Source organism: Gibbsiella greigii (assembly GCF_039540155.1).
GTDB classification, from domain to species: Bacteria; Pseudomonadota; Gammaproteobacteria; order Enterobacterales; family Enterobacteriaceae; genus Gibbsiella; species Gibbsiella quercinecans.
This window is the reverse complement of sequence record NZ_BAABEM010000021.1, coordinates 279675-300820: the sequence shown is the minus strand read 5'-3', so window position 1 is coordinate 300820 and position 21146 is coordinate 279675. Positions and strand designations below refer to the sequence as shown.

Sequence of the window (21146 nt, the reverse complement as noted above, 5' to 3'; positions counted from 1 at the left end):
CGCTAATGTTTCAGCAGGACTCGGGGGGCTCCCTCTCCCGGTGGGAGAGGGCTGGGGTGAGGGGAACCAAATCCGTCGATCCCCCCGATAATTGACTAGCTAAACAGGCTATACAGAATGGCCGACATGGCGATCAAGCCGATGGCGACCACAAAAGCGTTGCTGATATGCCCGCTGTATTTGCGCATGGCCGGCACTTTACGGATCGCGTACATCGGCATCAGGAACAGTAGCATGGCGATGATCGGGCCGCCTAGTGTCTCAATCATGCCCAGAATGCTGGGGTTCAGCGTGGCGACAGCCCAGGTGGTCACCAGCATAAACACCGCGGTGATGCGATTAAGCCGATGCGTGCTGATGGTCTTGCCACGGCTTTTCAGCGATTTGGCAATCATGCCGTTAAAACCTTCGCGCGCACCCAGATAGTGGCCAAGAAAGGATTTGGTAATCGCCACAAAGGCAATCACCGGCGCGATGTATTCAATCATCGGGTTGTGAAAGTGATTGGCAAGGTAAGACAGAATGGAAATGTTCTGCGCTTTCGCTTCGGCCAGCTCCGCCGGCGACAGGCTCAGTACACAACTGAAAACGAAGAACATGACGGTCAGCACCATCATGATGTGTGCATAAGCCAGAATCCGCGTGCATTTTTTTTCTGCCGCCGGGCCGTATTCGTTACGTTTTGCCACGGCAAAAGCGGAAATGATCGGTGAATGGTTGAAGGAAAATACCATCACCGGGATCGCCAGCCACAGGGTCATCATCAGGCCGTGGCCCATCGCATTGCCGCTGGCGGGCAGCATGGCATCGGTAAAAATGGCGCTGCTCCAGTTGGGAATCAGATACAGCGCCAGCAGCATCAGTACGCCGACAAACGGGAACACCAGGATGCTCATGGTTTTCACAATGGCCTGTTCGCCAAAGCGTACGATGGTCATCAGGCCGGTGATCAGGATCAGCGACAGGATGGCGCGCGGCGGTGCCGTCATGCCCAATTGGTGGGTCATAAAACTGTCGACGGTGTTGGTAATGGCAACGCTGTAAACCAGCAGAATGGGGTAGATCGCAAAGAAGTAGAGCAGGGTAATCAGCTTACCGGCACTGATGCCAAAGTGCTCTTCCACCACTTCGGTGATGTCTTCACCGGGGTTCTTACCCGACAGCACAAAGCGGCACAGCCCGCGGTGGGCGAAAAAGGTCATTGGGAAAGCAATAATCGCCATAATAACCAATGGGATCAGGCCGCCAATACCGGCGTTGATCGGGAGAAACAGCACGCCGGCGCCGATCGCGGTGCCGTACAGGCCTAACATCCACATGGTATCTGTTTTACGCCAGGTACTGCTGGATTCCACTGTTGTAGAGGCAATCGTGCCGGTCTGTATGGTGTCCATAGATATCTCCGAAGTGAACACGTTTTTTTAACGTCCAAGGCGAAACATAAAATCGAAAACGCAGGCGCCATCGCCGCTAGGGTGAAGGCGCCCGATTTTGATGGCCGCAAGATAGCTGCTTTTGGCATAAACAACTGTGATCTTGCTCTATTGTGCGTTATTTGTGCATAAATTTATTATTTTGTCGTTTTTTTGTGCGTTATGCGGCGCGGGTAACGGATGTTTTATCTTGCGGGGGCGAAAGTTTGTTGCCTGTTTTTCATTCTGCATGGTGGATAATTAACCATACAAAAAACTACCCTTTTATTTATGGGTGGAAATATATTTTAACTGCTCGTGTAGATCTAGCTAAAAACCCGGATTAAGCCTTTTTAGTGATTGGTGTCACGTTTTCATGAAATATGGCATGTAAATACAATGCGGGGCAGGGGGCTTTTGCTACTGCGCGCAGGGAAGAACGCAATGGCCATTAGCAATGGAGCGTTATGCCGTGTTCGGTGAAGAAATCGCTAAATTCAGCGTTTGGCGGACGATCGGTTATCACCCGATCAAACTGGGGCAATGGGGCGATGACGGCGGCCTTTTCTACGCCGAATTTACTGTGATCGGCCACCAGGATCTTCTGCTGGGCCATGCGTAGGGCGCGGTGCTTCATGGCCAGTTCGTCGAAGTTAAAACAGGTGGCGCCATGCTGCAGGCTTAGACCGGCGGCAGAAATGAAAGCGAGCGTTGGGCAGATATGATCCAGCTCGCTATGCTGGCCAAGACTGTTGAAGATGGCATTGCCGGGATTAAAACTACCGCCGCACAAGATCACGCGGCAGTTGGGCTTGCTTTGCAGGGCCAGGAAGGTATTTAGCGCATGGCAGATGGCGGTAAAAGGCCGGCTGTCGTCAATCGCATCAATGATGGCTGGGGTGGTGGTGCCACAGTCGAAGAAAACCGTATCGTTACTGTTAATTAGAGCCGCGGCTAGGGCACCGATGCGGCGTTTTTCCGGCAGCCGCCGGGTTTGCTGATCGGTGAGCGAATAACGCGTGGCGGCGCTGTGGCGTAAATCGGCCACCACATACCCGCCCAGCAGCGTGACAGCGGCATGCCCTGCGCTAAGATCGCGGCGCACCGTCATTTCCGAAACGCCCAAGAGGGCGGCGGCCTGTTTCACATGGAGCTTGTCCGCTTTTTTCAGGGCCAGGCTTAGCTGCTTGATACGTTCTGCGCGCCGGGTTTCCATTGGTTTCTGCTACTCAAAAAATGCCTGTGTAAGGAGGCGCTTGCTGGAAGGGCGCCGAAGTTACGTCAGTAGCTGCCGTCGGCAGCTTTTTCACCGGCGATAATGGCAACGCCGGAGCTGGTGCCGATACGGGTGGCGCCGGCCTGGATCATTTTCTCGGCAGTCGCGCGATCGCGCACGGCGCCAGAGGCTTTCACACCCATTTGCTCGCCGACGGTGGTGCGCATCAGGGCAACATGTTCGGCCCGGGAGCCGCCGGTGCTGAAGCCGGTAGAGGTTTTCACAAAGGCGACGTCAAGCGCACGGCAGATTTCGCACAGCTGAACGATCTGCTCATCGCTGAGCAGGCAGGTTTCCAGGATCACCTTCAATGGGATTGCGTCACACACTTCGCGTACTGCCGCGATGTCTGCCTTCACGGCGTCCAGCAGGCCGCTTTTCAACCAGCCGACGTTGATGACCATATCGATCTCTTGCGCGCCGGCGGCAATAGCGGCTTTGGCCTCAAACGCTTTGGCAATGGTCAGGCCTGCGCCCAGCGGGAAGCCAATAACCGAACAGATTTTCACGTCGCTTTCCTGCAGCAATTGCGCCGCCAGCGGGACGTAGCCCGAATTCACGCAGACTGCATAAAAATGGTGCTGTAGGGCCTCTTCGCACAGCTTGGCGATCTGCGTTTCCGTGGCGTCCATGGCGAGCAAGGTGTGGTCGATATAGCGCGCATAATCAATGTGTTCGGTCGTCATTGTGATCCCTGATACGGTGAAGTAGTGATGTTATTATCATAACATTTTCGTGAGAAAATAATACATCAACCGCTAAAAAGGCTTATATACATAGCTTTTAACGCTTAAGTTGTGATTTTTATAACATTTAATGTTTTGATATTAACATTCTGACCGTTTGCGGATTATTCTTTTACCCACCCTTTGCGTATCGGCAAGGCGAACAGGGCGTGATACAGGCGGCCGAGCGTGCTGGCGATGGCATCGCCATACAGGTTCCAGACCAACTGGGCGAACAGGCAGCCGACGATGCCCAGCAAGAACGCGCCCACCATGTCCAGCGGCCAGTGCACGCCAAGGTACACCCGCGCCCAGGCGATGCCCACGCCGATCGCCATCAGCAGAATGCCGGACCACACCCGGTGCCAGCACAGGAAGGCTAGCGCAAAGGTAAAGATGGCCGTGCCGTGGTTGCTGGGAAATGAACTATCCGGATTATGTGCGAGGAAGGTATAGCCAAAACCGGGGACAAACGGCCTTTCATAGGGCAAGAGCATGCCGATCGCCGTGGCGGTGGCCATGGCAAACAGCAGCGCGATGGTGGTTTTGCTGACCACTTCACGCTGTGATACCAGGTGATCCTTCGGACCCCATAGCCAAAGCCCAACGATCAGCAGCGGTACGATGGCAATCATATCGCGGGCCAGGAACAGGGCGAATTCAATCAGCCATTTGGGGGATGCCGGGGTGGCATCGATCGCGATGAAAAGCACGTGATTCAGTTGTTCCATGATGTTTCCCTCACAGTGGGTATTGCCTGCCGTTTGCCCACCAATAAACAGCCAGTTGATTAGCCATTCCCGCTGCTGCCCTTGGCGGCACGAGGCGCTGCCAGCGAACAGCATGGCTCGAAAGTAGCAACCCGCTGACAAGTAAGCCAAAAATGCGGTTAACCATAAAAGTATGGTGCCAGCGAGTAAAGGGAAGGGCGCTTAATCTGGGGGGCTGTTGAGGGTTTATTTAATTTGGCTTGTGGTAGGCTGTGCAGTGAACGTAACGTTTTAGCTGAATTTTACCATTTATCAAGATTATAAGGATATTGCGGATGAAAACGACTTCTCTGGTTCTCACTGGCCTGCTGATGGCTGCTTGTGCAGGGGCGAATGCGGCCGCAACGGCTGGCGCAGGCCAACCGTCGCTGGAAAGTATTGCTCCCTATCCGCAGGCGGAACAGGGTATGAGCCGCCAGGTGATCTTCCTGCCGCCGCAGGAGCACGAAGAGAACATGAAAGTGGAATTGCTGATCGGTAAAACGCTGCAGGTGGATTGCAACCGCCATTTCATGGGGGGCAACCTTGAGCGCAACACGCTGGAAGGATGGGGCTACGATTATCTGGTGCTGGAAAAACTCTCGCCGCCGGCATCCACTCGAATGGCCTGCCCGGATAGCAGCAAGCACACGCAGTTTGTCGCCGCAAACCTGGGTGAAGCCGCGATGCAACGCTACAACAGCCGCCTGCCGATCGTGGTGTATGTGCCGCAAGATGTGGAAGTGAAATACCGCCTGTGGCAGACCAACGACGTGAGGGTAAACGCGGTGCGTCAATAAGCTCTTTCAGGGGGAAAGCGTGTTGAACCCGGTGGGGCGTAGCTAAAAACGGCCAGCCGGCGTTGGCTGGCCTTTGGGGTTAGTCTTTGTCCACCGGCGTCATGCTGACGGAGGAAAGGTAGTTGAGCAGAGCGATGTCGTTGTCGACGCCCAGCTTCATCATCGCCGATTTCTTCTGGCTACTGATGGTTTTGATGCTGCGGTTAAGCTTCTTCGCAATTTCCGTTACCAGGAAACCTTCAGCAAACAGGCGCAACACTTCGCTTTCTTTCGGTGACAGGCGTTTGTCGCCATAGCCGCTGGCGCTGATTTTCTCCAGCAGCTTGGAAACGCTTTCCGGGGTGAACTTTTTGCCTTTCTGCAATGCGGCAAGCGCTTTGGGCAGATCGGTCGGGGCGCCTTGCTTCAGCACAATGCCTTCGATATCCAGATCCAGGACGGCGCTCAGGATCGCCGGGTTATTGTTCATGGTAAGAACAATGATCGACAACTGCGGATAGTGGCGCTTGATGTATTTGATCAGCGTAATGCCGTCGCCGTACTTGTCACCCGGCATTGAGAGATCGGTGATCAATACGTCGGCGTTAAGTTTGGACAGATTGTTGATCAGCGCCGTTGAGTCTTCGAACTCCCCAACGACATTCACCCATTCAATTTGTTCAAGTGACTTCCTGATGCCAAAAAGCACGATAGGGTGATCATCAGCAATAATTACGTTCAGGTTATTCATGTGGTTGGCTACCTTGCTGCAGCAGTCTACTGACGAAAAAATCAATCTGACTGATGTTGTTCTCTATCTGAAGCGCATCACCATCTGCGATGAGCTGTTCCAACGATTCACACAGTTGCTTGCCCGGAAGCAGATTTAACATAGCAAATACGCCTTTCAGGCGGTGTGCGGTCTGTGACAGAGCCTCGAAATCACTACTGCCCGCCTCAGTATACAGTTTTTTGACATCGTCGGGTACTGTATCAATAAACAAGCCATAGTAATCACTTGATTTCAATTGTTTTTCATAGTGTTGCAGATTTTCTGCCGTTAACGACAGCAGATCGTCCTCCTGCTCCAGAGCGGCCATTTGTTGCTCCATCAGCACCAGAATGGCATCGAGCATGGCGCTGCTCAGGTTGTAATTCACCCGAATATAACGTTTTTCCAACTGCTGCCAGCCGGGTTCGTCGCTGGCCAGCAGCAGGGTATAGTCATCAGCCCGCTGCGGGTTGTCGGTCAGCAGAATGTCGTAGTCGTGGTTGGCCGCATGTTCTTCGGCAATCAGGCAGTCCGCGCCGTAGGTGTGCAGCAGGTGGGTAACGATACTGCGCACCTCTTCAGAGGTGATATCCAGTAACGCCTTGACGCCGTCCAGCAATTTTTCCGGCTCTTCTTCTTCCTTTTGCTCGGCTTCCATCGTCACGTGGATGATATAGCGCGTGCCGATGTCTGGTTTGCTGCGGATATCCAGTTGGCCGTTAAGCTTTTTGCACAGTTGGTTACACAGGAAGAACGTCAGCCCGGAACCCTGATTGAAACGATCGGCCAGCGCCTGGCTGGTGAACGGGTAATCCAGGTTGCTGAGCTCATCGCTGGAAAGGCCTGCGCCGGTGTCATTAACGTGGAATATCAAGCGATCCGGGCTTGCCGGATCGGTTTCCGCTACCACAGAGATTTTGCCGCAGGCGGTGGTGATAATGGCGTAGTGCAGCAGCATGGAGAGGATTTTGCGCAGCGCATTCACATCGCCGACATAGTTTTGATCGGCGGCCAACTGGCAATGGTTGAACAGCGCCAGCCCTTTCTGGTTGATCATCGGCAAGGCTTCCAGCAACAGATCGTCGATCAACTGAACGGGGGTAAATGATTGCCGCGAAGGTTGCCAATCTTGTGTTTCAAGGCGCGTGAGCAAGGTAATGTTGTCGATCAGCGCCAGCACCGCGCTGGAGGCGGTGGACAATTGGCCCAGCAGCGCCTGTTGTTGCTGCGGATCCGGCTGATTGTGCAATTGGCCGGCCAGATCGTGGATCTGGCGCACCGGTTGGTTCAGTTCAATGCCCAGATTGTGCAGCATCAGCTTGCGCGCCTGCACGTTTTTGTCGTATTCACGCCGCGCCTGCTGTAGCCGTTTATTGACGATGGCTTCCTTATCCTGATCGTTGAGCAGGAACAGGTAAATGTCCGGCGACAGCTGGCTGCGGAACAGGCGGATTTCATACACTTCATTGTTAACCGTTGCCTGGATCACCCCATGATGTTGCTCGGCGATATGCGCGATTTTTTGCAGGCTGAGATGGGGCAGCAGGTGCTCCGCCGTTTGGTTGCTGGCGATGACGGTGTTGCTGGCGAAATTGTATACCAACAGGCCGGAAGGCAGATTGGCGACGATCTCCTTACACAGTGCGCGTTCGGTTTCCAGCTCTGCGGCCATGCTTTCGCTGGGGTGGATATATTGGCGGCGAATAAAGTAGATGCCAAGCAGGGAGAGCAGCAACAGCAGCAGGTGGATGGCGAGTAGCCAAATATTGTTGTGCAGCAGATCGAACGCCAGGCTGATGCTGGACACATGGTAGACCAGCTTCAGCGGCGCGTTGGCCAACGGGATATTGAATTCCAGCCAGCTGCCGGTGAGGGCGGTGCTGCCGGCGGCCGCGTTTGGCTCGGCCGTGCTTTCCGGATCGACATTGTTCGGCAGCAGCGCAAAGTTGGCACGCGCCATGTTGGCGGGAATAATGTCGTTGACCGGAAGTTCAAAGGCGATGACGGTCGCCAAATGCCCCGGTTGGTTGAATGTGGTATGGATAGAGAATGAATAGGCGTTGGGGGCCCGTTGCTTACGCAGCTCAGAGAAGCTTTCGCGTTCGTCGAGCATATTGGCCTGCTGCAACATTTCCGCTCGGCGGTCTTCGGCCGAATTGGCCAGGTAGTTTTCCTTATAACGGGAAATCAGCTCTTTCACCGGTTGGGTGGTCACCATGCTCAGGCTGTTATCCAGGCCGTTGAGGTAGTACATGGTGTACTGCTCTTTTTCCGCCCCCCAGAGCATGTCCAGATAGTCCGAAACCCCGGCAATCATGGCCAGCGTATTGCTGTCATGGGTGCCGAAAATCACGGCGTCGGTTTTCTTATATGGTTTTTCGACGTAATACACGTCCGGGCGCAGACGGGTTTCCTGCAGATCTGGGGTGGCCGTCAGTACCGAAGCGTTGCCAAAGCGATCGTAGACTTGGTAGGTCACATAGCGGTAATAGTCAATGCGCTGCTGCAGGCTGTTGCTGATGGCATTCAAGGCGTACTTTTTTTCCGCCAGCCAGGAATTGGTGTAGTTATAGCCGTACAGGCCAAGTGAGACCAGCAGGAGTACGATAAACAGCAGGAAGCAGCGGGTCAGATTGGTTGAGCTGATCGTCAGTTGTTTGTTTTGCATGGTTGACGGTGCGTTCCTGTGTTGACAATGCCGATGATGGCGGCGCGTTGGCACGCCGTTGCCCGGTAGGCAATACGTGCCCGATGCCGCGCGTGGGCGTGAACCGGGCTCAATCGTGGCATCAACAGCGGCAGTTTGCTAAAAATGAAGCCTGTTTTTATCACAAACCGCGATCCGGGTCGAAAAGATTCGCTCTACTCGCCGCCGCCGTCTGTGGCACGGCGCGTTAGCCATAGTGCGATGACCTGAACAATGTAACCTTTCTGCGTTTCGTTCAGTTCCTTTCCCTGTGCGATCCCATGCCATTTTTCCAGGCAGCCGCGGCAGCAGGTGGCGGTGGCATGCTGCGCCACAAATACCGGGTGGCCGCGCATCGGCGTTTGTTTACCGTCGTTTTTAGGGTATGCCGCCGCCAGGCGCCGATCGATAAAATCGCGCGCATGGCTGAGGATTATCGGCATGCCCTTAGCGGCAAAATAGTGTTGGTCTTTTGTGTTTAGGCGGAATTTGGCGCGGAACGGCGAACTTTGCAGCCGCCGCCAAAGTGCTTCGGAATCGAGTTTCATTGCGGGTTTCTGGCCGGGTGAATAACCACAACAGGATAACAGATCATCGGGCCCTAACCCAAACAGAGCCGGCACATACGCGGTTCAACACCTTTATCCTGCAGCGTGAATGACGTTGGCATATATGCGTAGTGGGTTGTTATTTTTATTTTTTATGAATTGTTTGATTATCCGTGCTGGTATTTTTTTTAACATATTGTGCGCCAGTTTATTCGTGGGATAATATCTGCATGTTATTATTTTTTTTAGCAATAAGTGCGGCCTGGGGTTATGGCGCTCAGTGTGTGATGAGGGAATAAAAAAACCGGCCATTGGCCGGTTAATGTACTGAATAAGATAATGAAGGTAATAATGAAAATAATGATGATAGCAGGCTGAGTATAGATCCGATTTTCGTCAGTTTTTTTATCACTACGTGCTTATTTTTATCGGTTTTGTATAGTTATGAAAAGTTTTTGTTTGAACTTTATAAATTGTTGATTTTGTTTGTTAAATTTATTTTTTGTGTTTCCGTGCCCTATTTCTGATGACTGTAATCTTTTGTGATAGTTCCCGTGTTTTTACATTTTTAAACGAATTGCGTAGGTCATGAAACACTATTTGATGCTTGGTATCAATTTCTTTATGGATTAATATCCACCTGTTGCCAGAATGGTAATGCACTGTCGCGCTAATATGCTCAGAAGAGCAGTGGCCCTAGCTCGACGTAATAAATGAGGATAATAAAGATGAAACTCCGAGTTCTCTCTCTGATAGTACCCGCACTGCTGGTCGCAGGCACCGCAGGTGCGGCGGAAATCTATAACAAAGACGGTAATAAACTGGATTTGTACGGTAAAATCGACGGGCTTCACTATTTCTCGGATAACAATGGGCTGGATGGCGATCAGTCCTACATGCGTTTTGGCCTGAAAGGGGAAACCCAGATCTCCGACCAACTGGTGGGTTACGGCCAGTGGGAATATCAGGTTCAGCTGAATAACACCGAGTCAGAAAACAACTCCTTCACCCGTGTCGGCTTCGCCGGTCTGCGTTTTGGCGACTACGGCTCACTGGATTACGGCCGTAACTACGGTATCCTGTACGATGTCGGTTCCTGGACCGACGTGCTGCCTGAGTTCGGCGGCGATACCTACGGCGCGGACAACTTCTTGTTCCAGCGCGCCAATGGCGTAGTAACCTACCGTAACAGCGATTTCTTCGGTTTGGTTGATGGCCTGAACTTTGCCGTTCAGTATCAAGGTAAAAACGGCAGCGCCACCGAATCCAACAATGGCCGCAGCGTACTGGCGCAGAACGGCGACGGCTACGGTATGTCGCTGTCTTACGATCTGGGCTGGGGTGTTAGCGCCGCCGGTGCCTACTTCTCGTCCGATCGTACTAACGATCAAAACTCCGCAACGCTTCTGGGCCAGGGTGACAAGGCTGAAGCCTATAGCGGCGGTCTGAAATACGACGCCAACAACGTGTACCTGGCTGCCATGTACACCCAGTCGTACAACGCTACCCGTATTGGCTCCGCCAGCAGTTCACAGTATGGCTTTGCTAACAAGGCGCAAAACTTTGAAGTGGTCGCACAGTATCAGTTCGACTTCGGTCTGCGCCCATCAGTGGCTTACCTGCAGTCGAAAGGTAAAGACATCGAACGCGGCTGGGGCGATCAGGATCTGCTGAAATATGTGGATGTCGGCGCTACCTACTTCTTTAACAAAAACATGTCTACCTACGTTGATTACAAAATCAACCTGCTGGATGAAAACGACTTCACCCGTGCGACCGGTACCAATACCGACGACGTGGTTGGCGTTGGCCTGGTTTACCAGTTCTAAGCAGCAACGTAAGCGTTTATCATGCAACGCGGCCTTCGGGCCGCGTTTTTTCTTTTCTATTCTTCATGCCAGGCTAACGCCAGCGCCCGCAGCGCCTCACCTAACGCTTGTAGCGCCTCCTCGGCTTGCTGGTCTATTTGCACCTTAACGATCGCACCGTCTATCAGCATCGCCAACGTGGCGGCCCGTGGCTGCCTGTGTGCGTTGGCCGGCAGGTGGCTCGCCAGTGTTTGCGCCATGTCCGCCTTGTGGCCGTGGGCTATCGCCAGGCTTTCCGGCAGCAAATCGGCCAGCTCTACCGCGGTGTTGATAAACGCGCAGCCGCGAAAGTGCGGATCGCTGAACCACTCGGCCAGGCAGCCGGGCAACGCTGTGAACACATCGCCATGCCGTTGCATTTGCCTGGCCAGCGTCTGCTGGAACCAGGCCAACCACTGCGCATGGCGGTAGTCGAGAAAGGCCAAAATCAAGGCATTTTTGCTGGGGAAGTGGCGGTAAAAGGTGACTTTGGTTACCCCGGATTGTTTGATGATGCGGTCAATCCCCGTGGCACGAATGCCTTCACGATAAAAAAGATCGTGGGCGGTCAAAAGAATGCGCTGGCGCGCAGGTAATGTTTCCGTTGGGTGAAGCATGGTGGCTACCGGCAAAAAGAATGTCAGTCTATTGTAGACAGCTCTGTCTACTTGCGCTAGCGTAAATAGGTAGACAATTCTGTCTACCTAAAAATAAGGTGCCGCTATGAAAATCAAATCCCCTATACCGCCGTTCACCCTGGCATCGGCTATCGCTAAAGTCCGTATGGCGGAAGATGCCTGGAACAGCCGCGATCCGGCTCTGGTTTCCCAGGTCTATGCGGCGGATACGCGCTGGCGCAATCGCGCCGAATTTATTAATGGCCGCGATGAAGTGGTGGCGTTCCTGCAGCGCAAATGGGCAAAAGAGCAGGATTACCGGCTAATTAAAAGCTTGTGGGCCTTTGACGATACGCGTATCGCCGTGCGTTTTGCCTATGAATGGCGTGATGATTCCGGCAATTGGTTCCGCAGTTTCGGCAATGAGAACTGGGCATTCAACCCACAGGGCTTGATGGCCGAACGCTATGCGTGCATTAACGATCTGCCCATTGCTGAGCACGAGCGAAAATTCCATTGGCCATTAGGCCGTCGCCCGGCGGATATTCCTGAGCTGGGCGAATTTGGTTTCTAGTGTTGCTGCGGCGCGCTAATTTGTTAATGCCAACCGAATAGGATAAATTCCGCAGGCGCCTATTTTTACACGGACAATGTCACCATGCCTGAAAGCCGGGGTTCCCCGTTGGCGGATGCCGCCCAATTTCATGCCGCACCACGGGGGGCAAGCCAGAGCGGGTTTATTCCACTATTGATGCGGCTTCATTTTTATATCGGCCTGTTTGCCGGCCCTTTTTTGCTGATCGCCGCGCTCAGTGGGATTTTATACGCCCTGACGCCGCAGCTTGAATCTCGTATCTATGCCGCGCAGCTCTACCACCACAGCCAAGGTGAAGAACTGCCGTTGGCACAGCAAATTGCGGCAGCCCAGGCGGTGGCGCCGGCGGGTGCGCTGTTATCTGCGGTGCGCCCGGCGCCTGCCGCCGGTGAAAACACCCGCGTTTTGTTCCAGTTGGCGGGATTAGGCGAGTTTGAGCGCCTGGCGGTGTTTATTGATCCGATCACGGCGCAGCCTCATGGGCAGTTGGCGGCGTACGGCACCAGCGGAATACTGCCGCTGCGCACCTGGCTGGACCGACTGCACCGCAGCCTGCAGTTAGGTGAACCGGGGCGTATTTACAGTGAGCTTGCCGCTTCCTGGCTATGGCTGCTGGCGCTTGGTGGATTGATGCAGTGGTGCGCCGGGAAAAAACATGCGCGAAAGAAAACGGGGCTGCGCCGGTGGCATGCGCGGGCAGGGGGCTTGCTGCTGATTGGGCTGCTGTTCTTTTCCGCCACTGGGTTAACCTGGTCGAAATGGGCCGGCGGCAACATTGGGACGTGGCGGCACCAGTTCGGCTGGGCAACGCCGACGTTGTCGACCGCATTGGGAGAGCATACGGCGCCGCCGGCCGATGAACATGCGCTGCACCACGGCCATGATATGCAGACGATGGCTGCGGTTGAGGGCGATGGTGATGCCGCGCTCTACGATCGCATCTTGCTCAGCGCCCGCCAGGCAGGGATTGATGCCGGAAAAATTGAAATCAAACAGCCGTTGAAAGCCGGGTTAGCGTGGACGGTCAGCGAAATCGACCACCGTTGGCCGGTGCAGGTGGACGCCGTGGCTGTCGATCCGCGCTCTTTGGCCATCATCGATCGCGTCAGTTTTGCGCAATATCCGCTGGCCGCCAAGCTCACCCGCTGGGGGATCGATTTGCATATGGGGGTGTTGTTCGGCCTGGCCAATACCTTAGCGCTGGTGGTGTTCGCCGCAGGCCTGGCGGCCATGGTGATCATGGGGTATGTGATGTGGTGGCGCCGCAGGCCTACGCGGCGGCTGGCGCAGCCCTTGGGTTCGCCGTTGCTGTTGTTGCGGCAAACGCCGAAAGGGCTACTGCTGGTTATCGTGGCGTTGGCGGTATTATTTGGCTTCTGTTTGCCGGTGATGGGGGCCAGCCTGTTGGTGTTTCTGCTGTGTGATGTGCTGCGTTGGCAATGGCTGCGGCGGCGTGCGTTTTCACTTGGGGAAAGAAAATAGTGGAAAGCGCACGCTTTCGCAAAGCCTGATTTGTGGAAAAGCCTTTTATCTTCTAGACTTAGAAGACAACAACGCACGATAAGGGGACAAGCTATGACAAAGCAATGGGTTTTGGCTGTGAGTACCGCTGCGGCATTTTCTCTTCTTGCAGGCTGTACGGCCTATGACCGGGCTACCAGTTACGTAAAAGAGCCTGTAGTGAGCGATGTAAAAGTCGGGATGACTAAACAGCAAGTGCGCGCCATTGCCGGGCCACCATCAACCTCTGCAACATTGATTCATGCCAATGGGACATGTGATACCTATGCGGTAGCACCGCGCGATGGCAAAGCGCAGACGTATTTTGTCAGCTATAACGACACCGGCCACGTAATGAATAAAGGTTACCAGAGCTGCGCAGAATACGATTCCGAACCGAAATAACATTTCTACCGGCTAAAGCAGAACCCCGGGTCACCGGGGTTCTGCTTTTTTATCGCCCAGCGCGGCGTGAACTTTGAGCAAACAGGTTTTTTTTTGCGTTTTTTTGCTTAAAAACAGTAGACATTTCATAACGGTATCGCTAGTATCTGCGCCCATTGGAAGGATGGCCGAGTGGTTTAAGGCAACGGTCTTGAAAACCGTCGACGGGCGACTGTCCCAGAGTTCGAATCTCTGTCCTTCCGCCAAATTAATAAGCCCATGCTGGTAACAGCGTGGGCTTTTTCATGGTTCTTTCGTGCCAAGCCTGCTGCGTGGCAGCAAAATTATGGGGTTATTAAATGGAAAGCCCCCGGCGTTTGCACGGCGGGGGCTTTATCGTTGGCATTAACCGCAGTTATTTCTGGTCAGGCAGCGCGTAGGCGATGATGTAATCGCCCAGCGTGGTGCCAAAGGAGCCATGGCCGCCGGCGGCGATCACCACGTACTGCTTGCCGTCTTGCTCGTAAGTCATCGGTGTTGCCTGGCCGCCGGCCGGCAGACGCGCTTCCCACAGTTTTTCACCGGTATTGGTGCTGAAGGCGCGCAGATAGTTGTCGGCCGTGGCGGCGATAAAGAACACGTTGCCTGCGGTGGTTACCGGGCCGCCCAGCATCGGCATCCCCATCTTGAATGGCAACGGCAGCGGCGAGCTGTCGCGTACCGTACCGATGCGTTTCTTCCATACGATCTGGTTGGTTTTCAGATCCACGGCGGAAACGTAACCCCAGGCGGGTTGTTTACAGGGCAAACCGAATGGCGACAGGAAAGCATTCAGTTCCACGCCATACGGCACGCCGTACTGTGGCTGGATGCCGGACTCGGTGCCGGAACCGCCTTTGTCATTCGCCGGCGGTTCGATCGGGTTGCCCGGCCCACGCGGGATCAATTTCGATACGAACGGCAGCGCCATCGGGTTAGCGATGGCGATCTGGCGATCGGTATCCACCGCGATGCCGCCCCATTCGAACATACCCAGGTTGCCAGGGAACACCAGCGTGCCCTGTTCGGAAGGCGGAGTGAAGATCCCTTCATAGCGTAGGCGATGGAAAATCACCCGGCACACCAGTTGGTCGAACATGGTGGCGCCCCACATGTCCTTACCGCTCAGGTTATCTTGCGGGCGGAAGGTCAGATCGGAGAACGGCTGGGTTGGCGATAAATGGTCGCCCTGTGCTGCACCTTGCGGCACCGGGCGTTCCGGCGCCGGTACCACCGGTTCGCCAGTACGGCGATCCAGCACGAAAATATTGCCGGTCTTGGCCGGGGCGTAAATCACCGGCACGGTGTTGCCGCTCTTGTCGGTGATGTCAGCCAACGTCGGTTGTGCCGGTAAGTCCATGTCCCACAGATCGTGGTGCACCGTTTGATAAGACCACACCAGTTTGCCGGTAGTGGCGTTCAGCGCCACAATGCTGCTGGCGTAACGCTCCTGTTCCGGTGTGCGATTGCCGCCCCAGATATCCGGGGTGGAAACGCCCATCGGCAGGTAAACGATGTCCAGCTTGGCGTCATACGCCGCCGGCGCCCAGGAGTTTGGTGAGTTCAGGCTGAATTTATGCTCGTCGTCCGGAATGGCATTCGGATCCTTGGCACCTGGATCGAAGGCCCATACCAGCTTGCCGCTGTTGACGTCGAAACCGCGGATCACGCCGGACGGTTCACGGGTGGAGTAGTTATCAGTCACTGCGCCGGCGACGATAATCACCTGGTTGGTGACGATCGGTGGCGAAGTCGGCTCATACTGGCCCGCCGTCGTAACCGGCTGTTTGTGCTGCAGATCCAGCACGCCGTTGTTGGCGAAGTCTGGGCATGGCTGGCCGGTGGTGGCGTCCAGGGCAAACAGGCGGCCATCATTCACCGGCAGTATGATGCGGCGCGCGCACAGCATGGGCGCATTGCCGTTCGCCTGCGCTGTCTCATGATAAGAGACGCCGCGGCAGGTCACGTGCTGGAAGGTGGGGTTCGGCTTCAGGCCCGGATCGAACTTCCATTTTTGCTGACCGGTTTTTGCATCCAACGCGAACAGAATCTGGTGCGCGGTGCACAGGTACAGCATATCGTTGACCTTGATCGGCGTCACCTCGTTGGTGATTTCGCCCGGATCGTTCGGAGTTTTCAGATCGCCGGTGCGGAATGTCCAGGCGACTTGCAGATCTTTCACGTTTTGTTCGTTGATCTGTTTCAGCGGCGAGTAGCGGGTGCCGGCCTGGGTGCGGCCATACGCCGGCCAGTCGCCGTCAGCGATGCCCGTGCCGGCGCCAGCGCTTGCCTGCTGCTGCGAAGCCGGCAGAGTGCCGTTGATTTCCTGCGGATCGTTGAACACGGCATAGGCCAGGATCGCGCCGCTGATGACCAGGCTCAGCGCCAGCGCGGTGGCTGAAGAGTTACCGGTAACATTGAAGCTGCGATAAACGAACGGCAGCAGCAGCCAGAGGCCGAAGATAACCAGCACGTCGGAACGCGGCGCCAGCGCCCAGAAATCGAAACCCACCTCCCACACGGCCCACAGCATGGTGCCGAGCAGCAGCAGCGCATACAGCGCCAGCGCCCGCGTCGAGCGGCGGTAGATCAGCAGCGTCGTTGCCAGTAGCAGTACGCCGCTGATGATGTAGTAAAATGAGCCGCCAATCGCTGACAGCCAGATTCCGCCCACCAATAAATAGGCGCCGCTTAAAATAGCGAACAATACGGTCAAGAACCGTATGACGCGCGATGATGAGGAATGGTTCCCCATAGTCTTACCTCGTTTTAATTGCCGTTAACGCAAAAAACGCCCTAGCGGAGCGCTTTCCCTGTAATTATATCCACTACTCACATAACATTTTGATAAAGTAGGTATTTTATGTTTTTCCTCGTTCCATCGAGCATTGCCTGCATAAATGTTCCATTTATGTAAATTTTATATGATTTTTTCAACGAAAGTTAAGCTTAACTGTAACGGTTTATACTCTCGATAATTTGAGTTGCATGATAAAAACGCGAAAGCGTTTTTAAACAGTGCTAACGCTGGGGGAGGCCCAGGGATGGGCCAGTAATAAAGCCAACGCACCTGTAACTTGAAGTATGACGAGCCCAATGCTCTTGGGTATTTCTTCCACGATCTTGGCCACCAACGCTGAATATCGTCACTGAATGGGTTCAAACGGCCGCTCCGTCTTGCGGTGCGGTTCGCCGGCATGAAGTTGCCCGGCATCTGGCCGTTCGTTACAGGCGGTTGGCGTATTGGTCTGCGGCGTTATAAAGATAACCATCTGATATATTTCCCCGCTGTCGGGGCTTCTTTTCTCTGCGCCGGTTAATAACGGAAAATTTATTAGAGATAAAGCTACCGCCGGACCGTATTTACTCGCCGGCGCGGGATTTTATATTATTTTTCACCCGGAATATTATGCCGCCACGGGAAGGCGCTGCTCTGGTTTGGTGCGGATTTAACATTTCATTTCCCTACGCTGGTGCGTTTATTTTTCATTTAAATCATTAATTTATGCGTGCGGTTTATCTGTGAATTTTACACTTCGTTTACGGCATAAAATTTTTTTGCCGCCGGTTTTTCGCATTTTTATTTCTCAAACGTCTGGCATGCTTTCTGCATTGCTTCAAATAAATCGGCGTAATTAAAGATAGATTTTTATTCCGTCAACGGGCGGTACAACATCGGCAGTGATTATTCCTTCGGCATGATAAATATAAGGATTTATCTATGTTAAGTTTCGATCCCGATAAAATCGCGCTGCCCGCCGGCCATTATATCAACGGCCGGCAGGTGGCCGGGCAGGGCGAGCGCCTGGTGGTTAAACGCCCTTCCGATGGCATGGTTGCCGGTGAGTTGGCGCAAGCGGATGCGGTGCTGGTGGACGAGGCGGTCAACAATGCCGATCGCGCGGTAAAAGAGAGTGGCTGGGCCAGTTGCCCACCCCGCCAGCGCGGCGCGGTGTTAAGGCGCTGGGCTGATTTGATCGCCAGTGATAGCGAGCTTCCACGGTTGGAAGCGCTGGGGTCGACCCGGCCAATCAACGATGTCGTTAACCATGAAATCCCGTTCACCGCCGAGGCGATCCGTTTCTATGCCGAATGCGCGGATAAATACAGCGGCGATCTGCTCCCCACGCGCGATGCCAGCCTAGGCATGCTGGTGCCGGAACCGTATGGCGTGATCGGCGCGATAACCCCCTGGAATTTTCCACTGTCGATGGCGTCGTGGAAGTGTGGCCCGGCGTTGGCGGCGGGCAATGCGGTGGTGCTCAAACCGTCCGAACTAACGCCGTACTCCACGGCGCGGATGGCCGAGCTGGCGGTGCAGGCCGGGCTGCCTGCCGGCGTGCTGAATATTGTGCAGGGCGGCGGCGCGGTAACCGGCAGCGCCCTGGTAGTGCACCCTCTGGTGCGCAAAGTCTCTTTTACCGGCTCGACGCAGACTGGCGCCCGCATCATGAGCGATGCGGCGTTTAATGGCATGAAGCCGGTCACCCTAGAGCTGGGCGGGAAAAGCCCGCAGCTGGTGTTCGACGACGCCGGTGATATCAGCGAGGTCGCCGGGCGCATCCTGCGCGGCTTTACTGCCAATGGTGGCCAGGCCTGCGTGGCCGGGACGCGGCTGATTGTGCAGCGTGGCATTGCCGAGGCCCTGATCGATAAATTGATCTCCCTTTGCCAAGGGTTTCGCCCCGGCGTGACCTGGGATGAAACCAGCCGCTACGCACCGCTGATCGACGGCCGCCAGGCCGGCAAAGTGCAGCAGATTGTCGATGCCGCCTGCCGGCAAGGCGGTGAAATATTGGTCGGCGGAGCGCGTTTTGACGGCACCGGCGAAGGTTATTTCTGGCAGCCGACGCTGATCGCCAACGTGGCCGTCGATAGCCCGGCGGTGCAGGAAGAGATCTTTGGCCCGGTGCTGACGGTGCAGCTTTTCGATGACGAAGCCGAAGGGCTGGCGCTGGCGGCCCATCCCACCTATGGCCTTTGCGCCGGGGTGCATACCCAAAGCCTGGAGCGCGCGCTGCGGGCGATGCGCGCCATCGCCGCCGGCACCGTGTGGATTAACCGCTATGGCCGCTCCGGCGACTTTATTATCCCAACTGGCGGGTTTCACGGTTCCGGTATCGGCAAGGATTTGGGGCGCCAGGCGTTCCAGGCCTGCCAGCGTTTGAAAAGCGTATTGATCGACTTCTGAGCATTACCCCTTTAATCCTTTATTTTGCAGAGGTAGCAGCATGGCCGTGTTTAAACCGAAATACATCACTTTCGATTGCTATGGCACCCTGATCAATTTTGACATGGCCGGCGCCGCCGCGGCGATCTTCGCCGATCGCGTCAGCAGTGACCAGATGGCCGCGTTTACCACCGATTTTGCCCGTTACCGTATGGACGAAGTGCTGGGCGCTTTCAAACTCTATCCTGACGTGGTCGGAAACGCCTTGTATCGCACCTGCAATAAATGGGGCGTGGAGTGCACCCAACGCGACTGCGAAGCGATTATGGTTGCCTGCGCCACCTGGGGGCCGCATGCCGATGTGCCGGCCGGGTTGGCGAAGGTTGCCCAGGCGTTCCCGCTGGTGCTGCTGACCAACTCCACCGATGAACTGGTCAAAAACCATGTGCCACGCCTTGGCGCACCGATTCACCTGACGATCACGGCGGAAGAGGTGGGCGCCTATAAGCCGCAGATGAAGGGCTTTGAGTACATGCTCAATAAGCTCAACTGCGGCCCGGAAGAGATCCTGCACGTCTCCTCCAGCTTGCGCTACGACCTGATGACCGCCCATGATTTGGGCATCAAACACAAAGTGTTCGTCAACCGCGGCCACGATCCGGCCAACCCGTATTACGGCTATAGCGAAATCAACGATATCGGCGGCCTCGCTGCCGTCGTGGGTTTGTGAGCGCGAGGAGCAGGGCATGAAACTGGCGTCTTTCTGGCAGGCGACTGCACCGGCCTTTAGCGGTGCCGCCCAGGGCGAACTGCCCGCCACGGCTGATGTGGTGGTGATCGGCGGCGGTTTTACCGGTATCTCCGCTGCGCTTAGCCTGGCGCGCAGCGGCCTGGACGTGGTGGTGCTGGAGGCGGCGGAGGTGATGAGCCAGGCCTCCGGGCGTAACGGCGGCCATTGCAATACCGGCGTCGCGCAAAACTTCGCGGCGCTGGCGGCAAGCCAGGGCGTTGAGCAAGCCACCCGTTACTATCAGGCCTATGCCGGGGCGGTGGATTATGTACAGCGGCTGGTGGCGGAAGAGCAGATTGACTGTGATTTTCGCCGCTGCGGCAAGCTGAAGCTGGCCAGCAAGGCTTCGCACATGCCGGCATTGAAGGCGGCTTATGACATGATGCGCCGCCATGTCGATCCGGACGTCACGCTGTTAAGCGCCGACGAGGTCAGGGGGGAAATCGACTCGCCCGCTTTCCATGGTGGGCTGTTGCAGCAGCATGGCGGCCAGATGCATATGGGGAAATTCGGCGTTGGCCTGGCCCATGCCGCAGCGCGCGCCGGTGCGCGGATCTATCCGCACACGGCGGTGACCGGCCTGACGCGGCTGAACGGCTACCGCCACCGCATCAGTACCGCTCGTGGCGATATCCTGGCGGACAAAGTGCTGATGGCGACCGGCTGTTCCAACGTTGGGCCATTTTCCTGGTTCCAACGCCGTATCATCCCGGTGGGCAGTTTCGTGATCGTCACCGAGCCACTGACCGCCGGCCAGCTTGAACACCTGTTGCCGGGCGATCGCACCTATGTCACCTCGCTGAATCTGGGCAATTACTTCCGTACCACTGTCGATCGGCGGTTGGTGTTCGGCGGCCGTGCGCGTTTTGCCATCAGCAATCCCACGTCAGACGCGCGCAGCGGTGAAGTGTTGCGCGCCGGGCTGGCCAAGATGTTTCCAACGCTCGGCAACGTCGGCATCGATTATTGCTGGGGCGGCCTGGTGGATATGACCGCCGATCGTCTGCCGCATGCCGGTGAGCGCGAAGGGGTGTTTTACTCGCTTGGCTACAGCGGCCACGGCACGCAGATGTCGGTGTGGATGGGCCGGGTGATGGCGGATTTGCTGGCCGAAAAGGCCAACGAGAACCCCTGGCAGCATAGCGACTGGCCGGCGGTGCCCGGTTATTTTGGTAAACCCTGGTTTTTGCCCATGGCGGGCTTGTACTACAAGGCTAAGGATCGGCTCTCCTGAGTTATTCAACGTTTCGTTATTGA

General features: G+C 55.5%; 18 protein-coding genes and 1 tRNA gene. 9 read left to right on the top strand and 10 right to left on the bottom strand.

Annotation, left to right across the window (positions count from 1 at the left end; translation table 11 throughout):
- Positions 1 to 95: 95 nt before the first annotated feature.
- The 4 genes from AC559G_RS15730 to ybjG all read right to left on the bottom strand — a co-directional run bounded on the left by AC559G_RS15730 (position 96) and on the right by ybjG (position 4144).
- On the bottom strand, positions 96 to 1394 hold the full coding sequence (locus AC559G_RS15730; RefSeq protein WP_498913175.1) for an HAAAP family serine/threonine permease: 1299 nt from the start codon (positions 1392 to 1394) through the stop codon (positions 96 to 98).
- 469 nt (positions 1395 to 1863) lie between these two features.
- Entirely contained in the window at positions 1864 to 2628 is a 765-nt protein-coding gene (gene deoR, locus AC559G_RS15725) for a DNA-binding transcriptional repressor DeoR (RefSeq protein WP_498913174.1), read from the bottom strand.
- A gap of 65 nt (positions 2629 to 2693) precedes the next feature.
- Positions 2694 to 3374: a 2-deoxyribose-5-phosphate aldolase gene (gene deoC, locus AC559G_RS15720; protein WP_498913173.1), complete on the bottom strand. Its 681-nt coding sequence runs from the start codon at positions 3372 to 3374 to the stop codon at positions 2694 to 2696.
- 164 nt (positions 3375 to 3538) lie between these two features.
- A complete protein-coding gene (gene ybjG / locus AC559G_RS15715) occupies positions 3539 to 4144 on the bottom strand; it encodes an undecaprenyl-diphosphatase (RefSeq protein ID WP_498913172.1) in 606 nt (201 codons plus the stop codon).
- A gap of 314 nt (positions 4145 to 4458) precedes the next feature.
- On the opposite strand from ybjG, the gene eco reads away from it, so the two are divergent.
- A complete protein-coding gene (eco, locus tag AC559G_RS15710; protein ID WP_498913171.1) occupies positions 4459 to 4962 on the top strand; it encodes an ecotin in 504 nt (167 codons plus the stop codon).
- A gap of 79 nt (positions 4963 to 5041) precedes the next feature.
- Here eco and rcsB read toward each other — a convergent pair whose 3' ends face one another.
- The 3 genes from rcsB to AC559G_RS15695 form a co-directional block, all read right to left on the bottom strand.
- Positions 5042 to 5692: a response regulator transcription factor RcsB gene (gene rcsB, locus AC559G_RS15705; RefSeq protein WP_279024511.1), complete on the bottom strand. Its 651-nt coding sequence runs from the start codon at positions 5690 to 5692 to the stop codon at positions 5042 to 5044.
- Entirely contained in the window at positions 5685 to 8381 is a 2697-nt protein-coding gene (rcsD, locus tag AC559G_RS15700; RefSeq protein WP_498913170.1) for a phosphotransferase RcsD, read from the bottom strand. The genes rcsB and rcsD overlap by 8 nt, the downstream gene beginning before the upstream one ends.
- Before the next feature lie 194 nt (positions 8382 to 8575).
- Entirely contained in the window at positions 8576 to 8947 is a 372-nt protein-coding gene (locus AC559G_RS15695) for a DUF4186 domain-containing protein (RefSeq protein WP_498913169.1), read from the bottom strand.
- Between the two features lie 728 nt (positions 8948 to 9675).
- Here AC559G_RS15695 and AC559G_RS15690 point away from each other — a divergent pair.
- Positions 9676 to 10776: a porin OmpC gene (locus AC559G_RS15690; RefSeq protein WP_438599056.1), complete on the top strand. Its 1101-nt coding sequence runs from the start codon at positions 9676 to 9678 to the stop codon at positions 10774 to 10776.
- Between the two features lie 56 nt (positions 10777 to 10832).
- Here AC559G_RS15690 and AC559G_RS15685 read toward each other — a convergent pair whose 3' ends face one another.
- A complete protein-coding gene (locus AC559G_RS15685; protein ID WP_498913168.1) occupies positions 10833 to 11411 on the bottom strand; it encodes a TetR/AcrR family transcriptional regulator in 579 nt (192 codons plus the stop codon).
- Between the two features lie 106 nt (positions 11412 to 11517).
- Between AC559G_RS15685 and AC559G_RS15680 the strand changes: the two genes are divergently transcribed.
- The 4 genes from AC559G_RS15680 (at position 11518) to AC559G_RS15665 (ending at position 14156) form a co-directional block, all read left to right on the top strand.
- Positions 11518 to 11985, top strand: coding sequence for a nuclear transport factor 2 family protein (locus AC559G_RS15680; protein WP_498913167.1), 468 nt, complete (start codon positions 11518 to 11520; stop codon positions 11983 to 11985).
- Between the two features lie 84 nt (positions 11986 to 12069).
- Positions 12070 to 13488, top strand: a complete 1419-nt coding sequence (locus AC559G_RS15675; protein WP_498913166.1) for a PepSY-associated TM helix domain-containing protein — start codon at positions 12070 to 12072, stop codon at positions 13486 to 13488.
- 93 nt (positions 13489 to 13581) lie between these two features.
- Positions 13582 to 13911, top strand: coding sequence for an osmotically-inducible lipoprotein OsmE (gene osmE / locus AC559G_RS15670; protein ID WP_498913165.1), 330 nt, complete (start codon positions 13582 to 13584; stop codon positions 13909 to 13911).
- A gap of 157 nt (positions 13912 to 14068) precedes the next feature.
- Positions 14069 to 14156 (top strand) — tRNA-Ser (locus tag AC559G_RS15665).
- Between the two features lie 149 nt (positions 14157 to 14305).
- Here AC559G_RS15665 and AC559G_RS15660 read toward each other — a convergent pair.
- Together AC559G_RS15660 and AC559G_RS15655 are read right to left on the bottom strand one after the other, a co-directional pair.
- Entirely contained in the window at positions 14306 to 16684 is a 2379-nt protein-coding gene (locus tag AC559G_RS15660) for a glucose/quinate/shikimate family membrane-bound PQQ-dependent dehydrogenase (RefSeq protein WP_498913164.1), read from the bottom strand.
- 391 nt (positions 16685 to 17075) lie between these two features.
- Entirely contained in the window at positions 17076 to 17201 is a 126-nt protein-coding gene (locus AC559G_RS15655; RefSeq protein ID WP_498913163.1) for a hypothetical protein, read from the bottom strand.
- 449 nt (positions 17202 to 17650) lie between these two features.
- On the opposite strand from AC559G_RS15655, the gene AC559G_RS15650 reads away from it, so the two are divergent.
- From AC559G_RS15650 to AC559G_RS15640, 3 genes are read left to right on the top strand one after another with little or no spacing between them, the layout of a single operon-like run.
- Positions 17651 to 19120: an aldehyde dehydrogenase family protein gene (locus AC559G_RS15650; protein ID WP_498913162.1), complete on the top strand. Its 1470-nt coding sequence runs from the start codon at positions 17651 to 17653 to the stop codon at positions 19118 to 19120.
- Between the two features lie 40 nt (positions 19121 to 19160).
- On the top strand, positions 19161 to 19829 hold the full coding sequence (locus AC559G_RS15645; RefSeq protein ID WP_498913161.1) for an HAD family hydrolase: 669 nt from the start codon (positions 19161 to 19163) through the stop codon (positions 19827 to 19829).
- 16 nt (positions 19830 to 19845) lie between these two features.
- Positions 19846 to 21123: an NAD(P)/FAD-dependent oxidoreductase gene (locus AC559G_RS15640; protein ID WP_498913160.1), complete on the top strand. Its 1278-nt coding sequence runs from the start codon at positions 19846 to 19848 to the stop codon at positions 21121 to 21123.
- Positions 21124 to 21146: the final 23 nt, after the last annotated feature.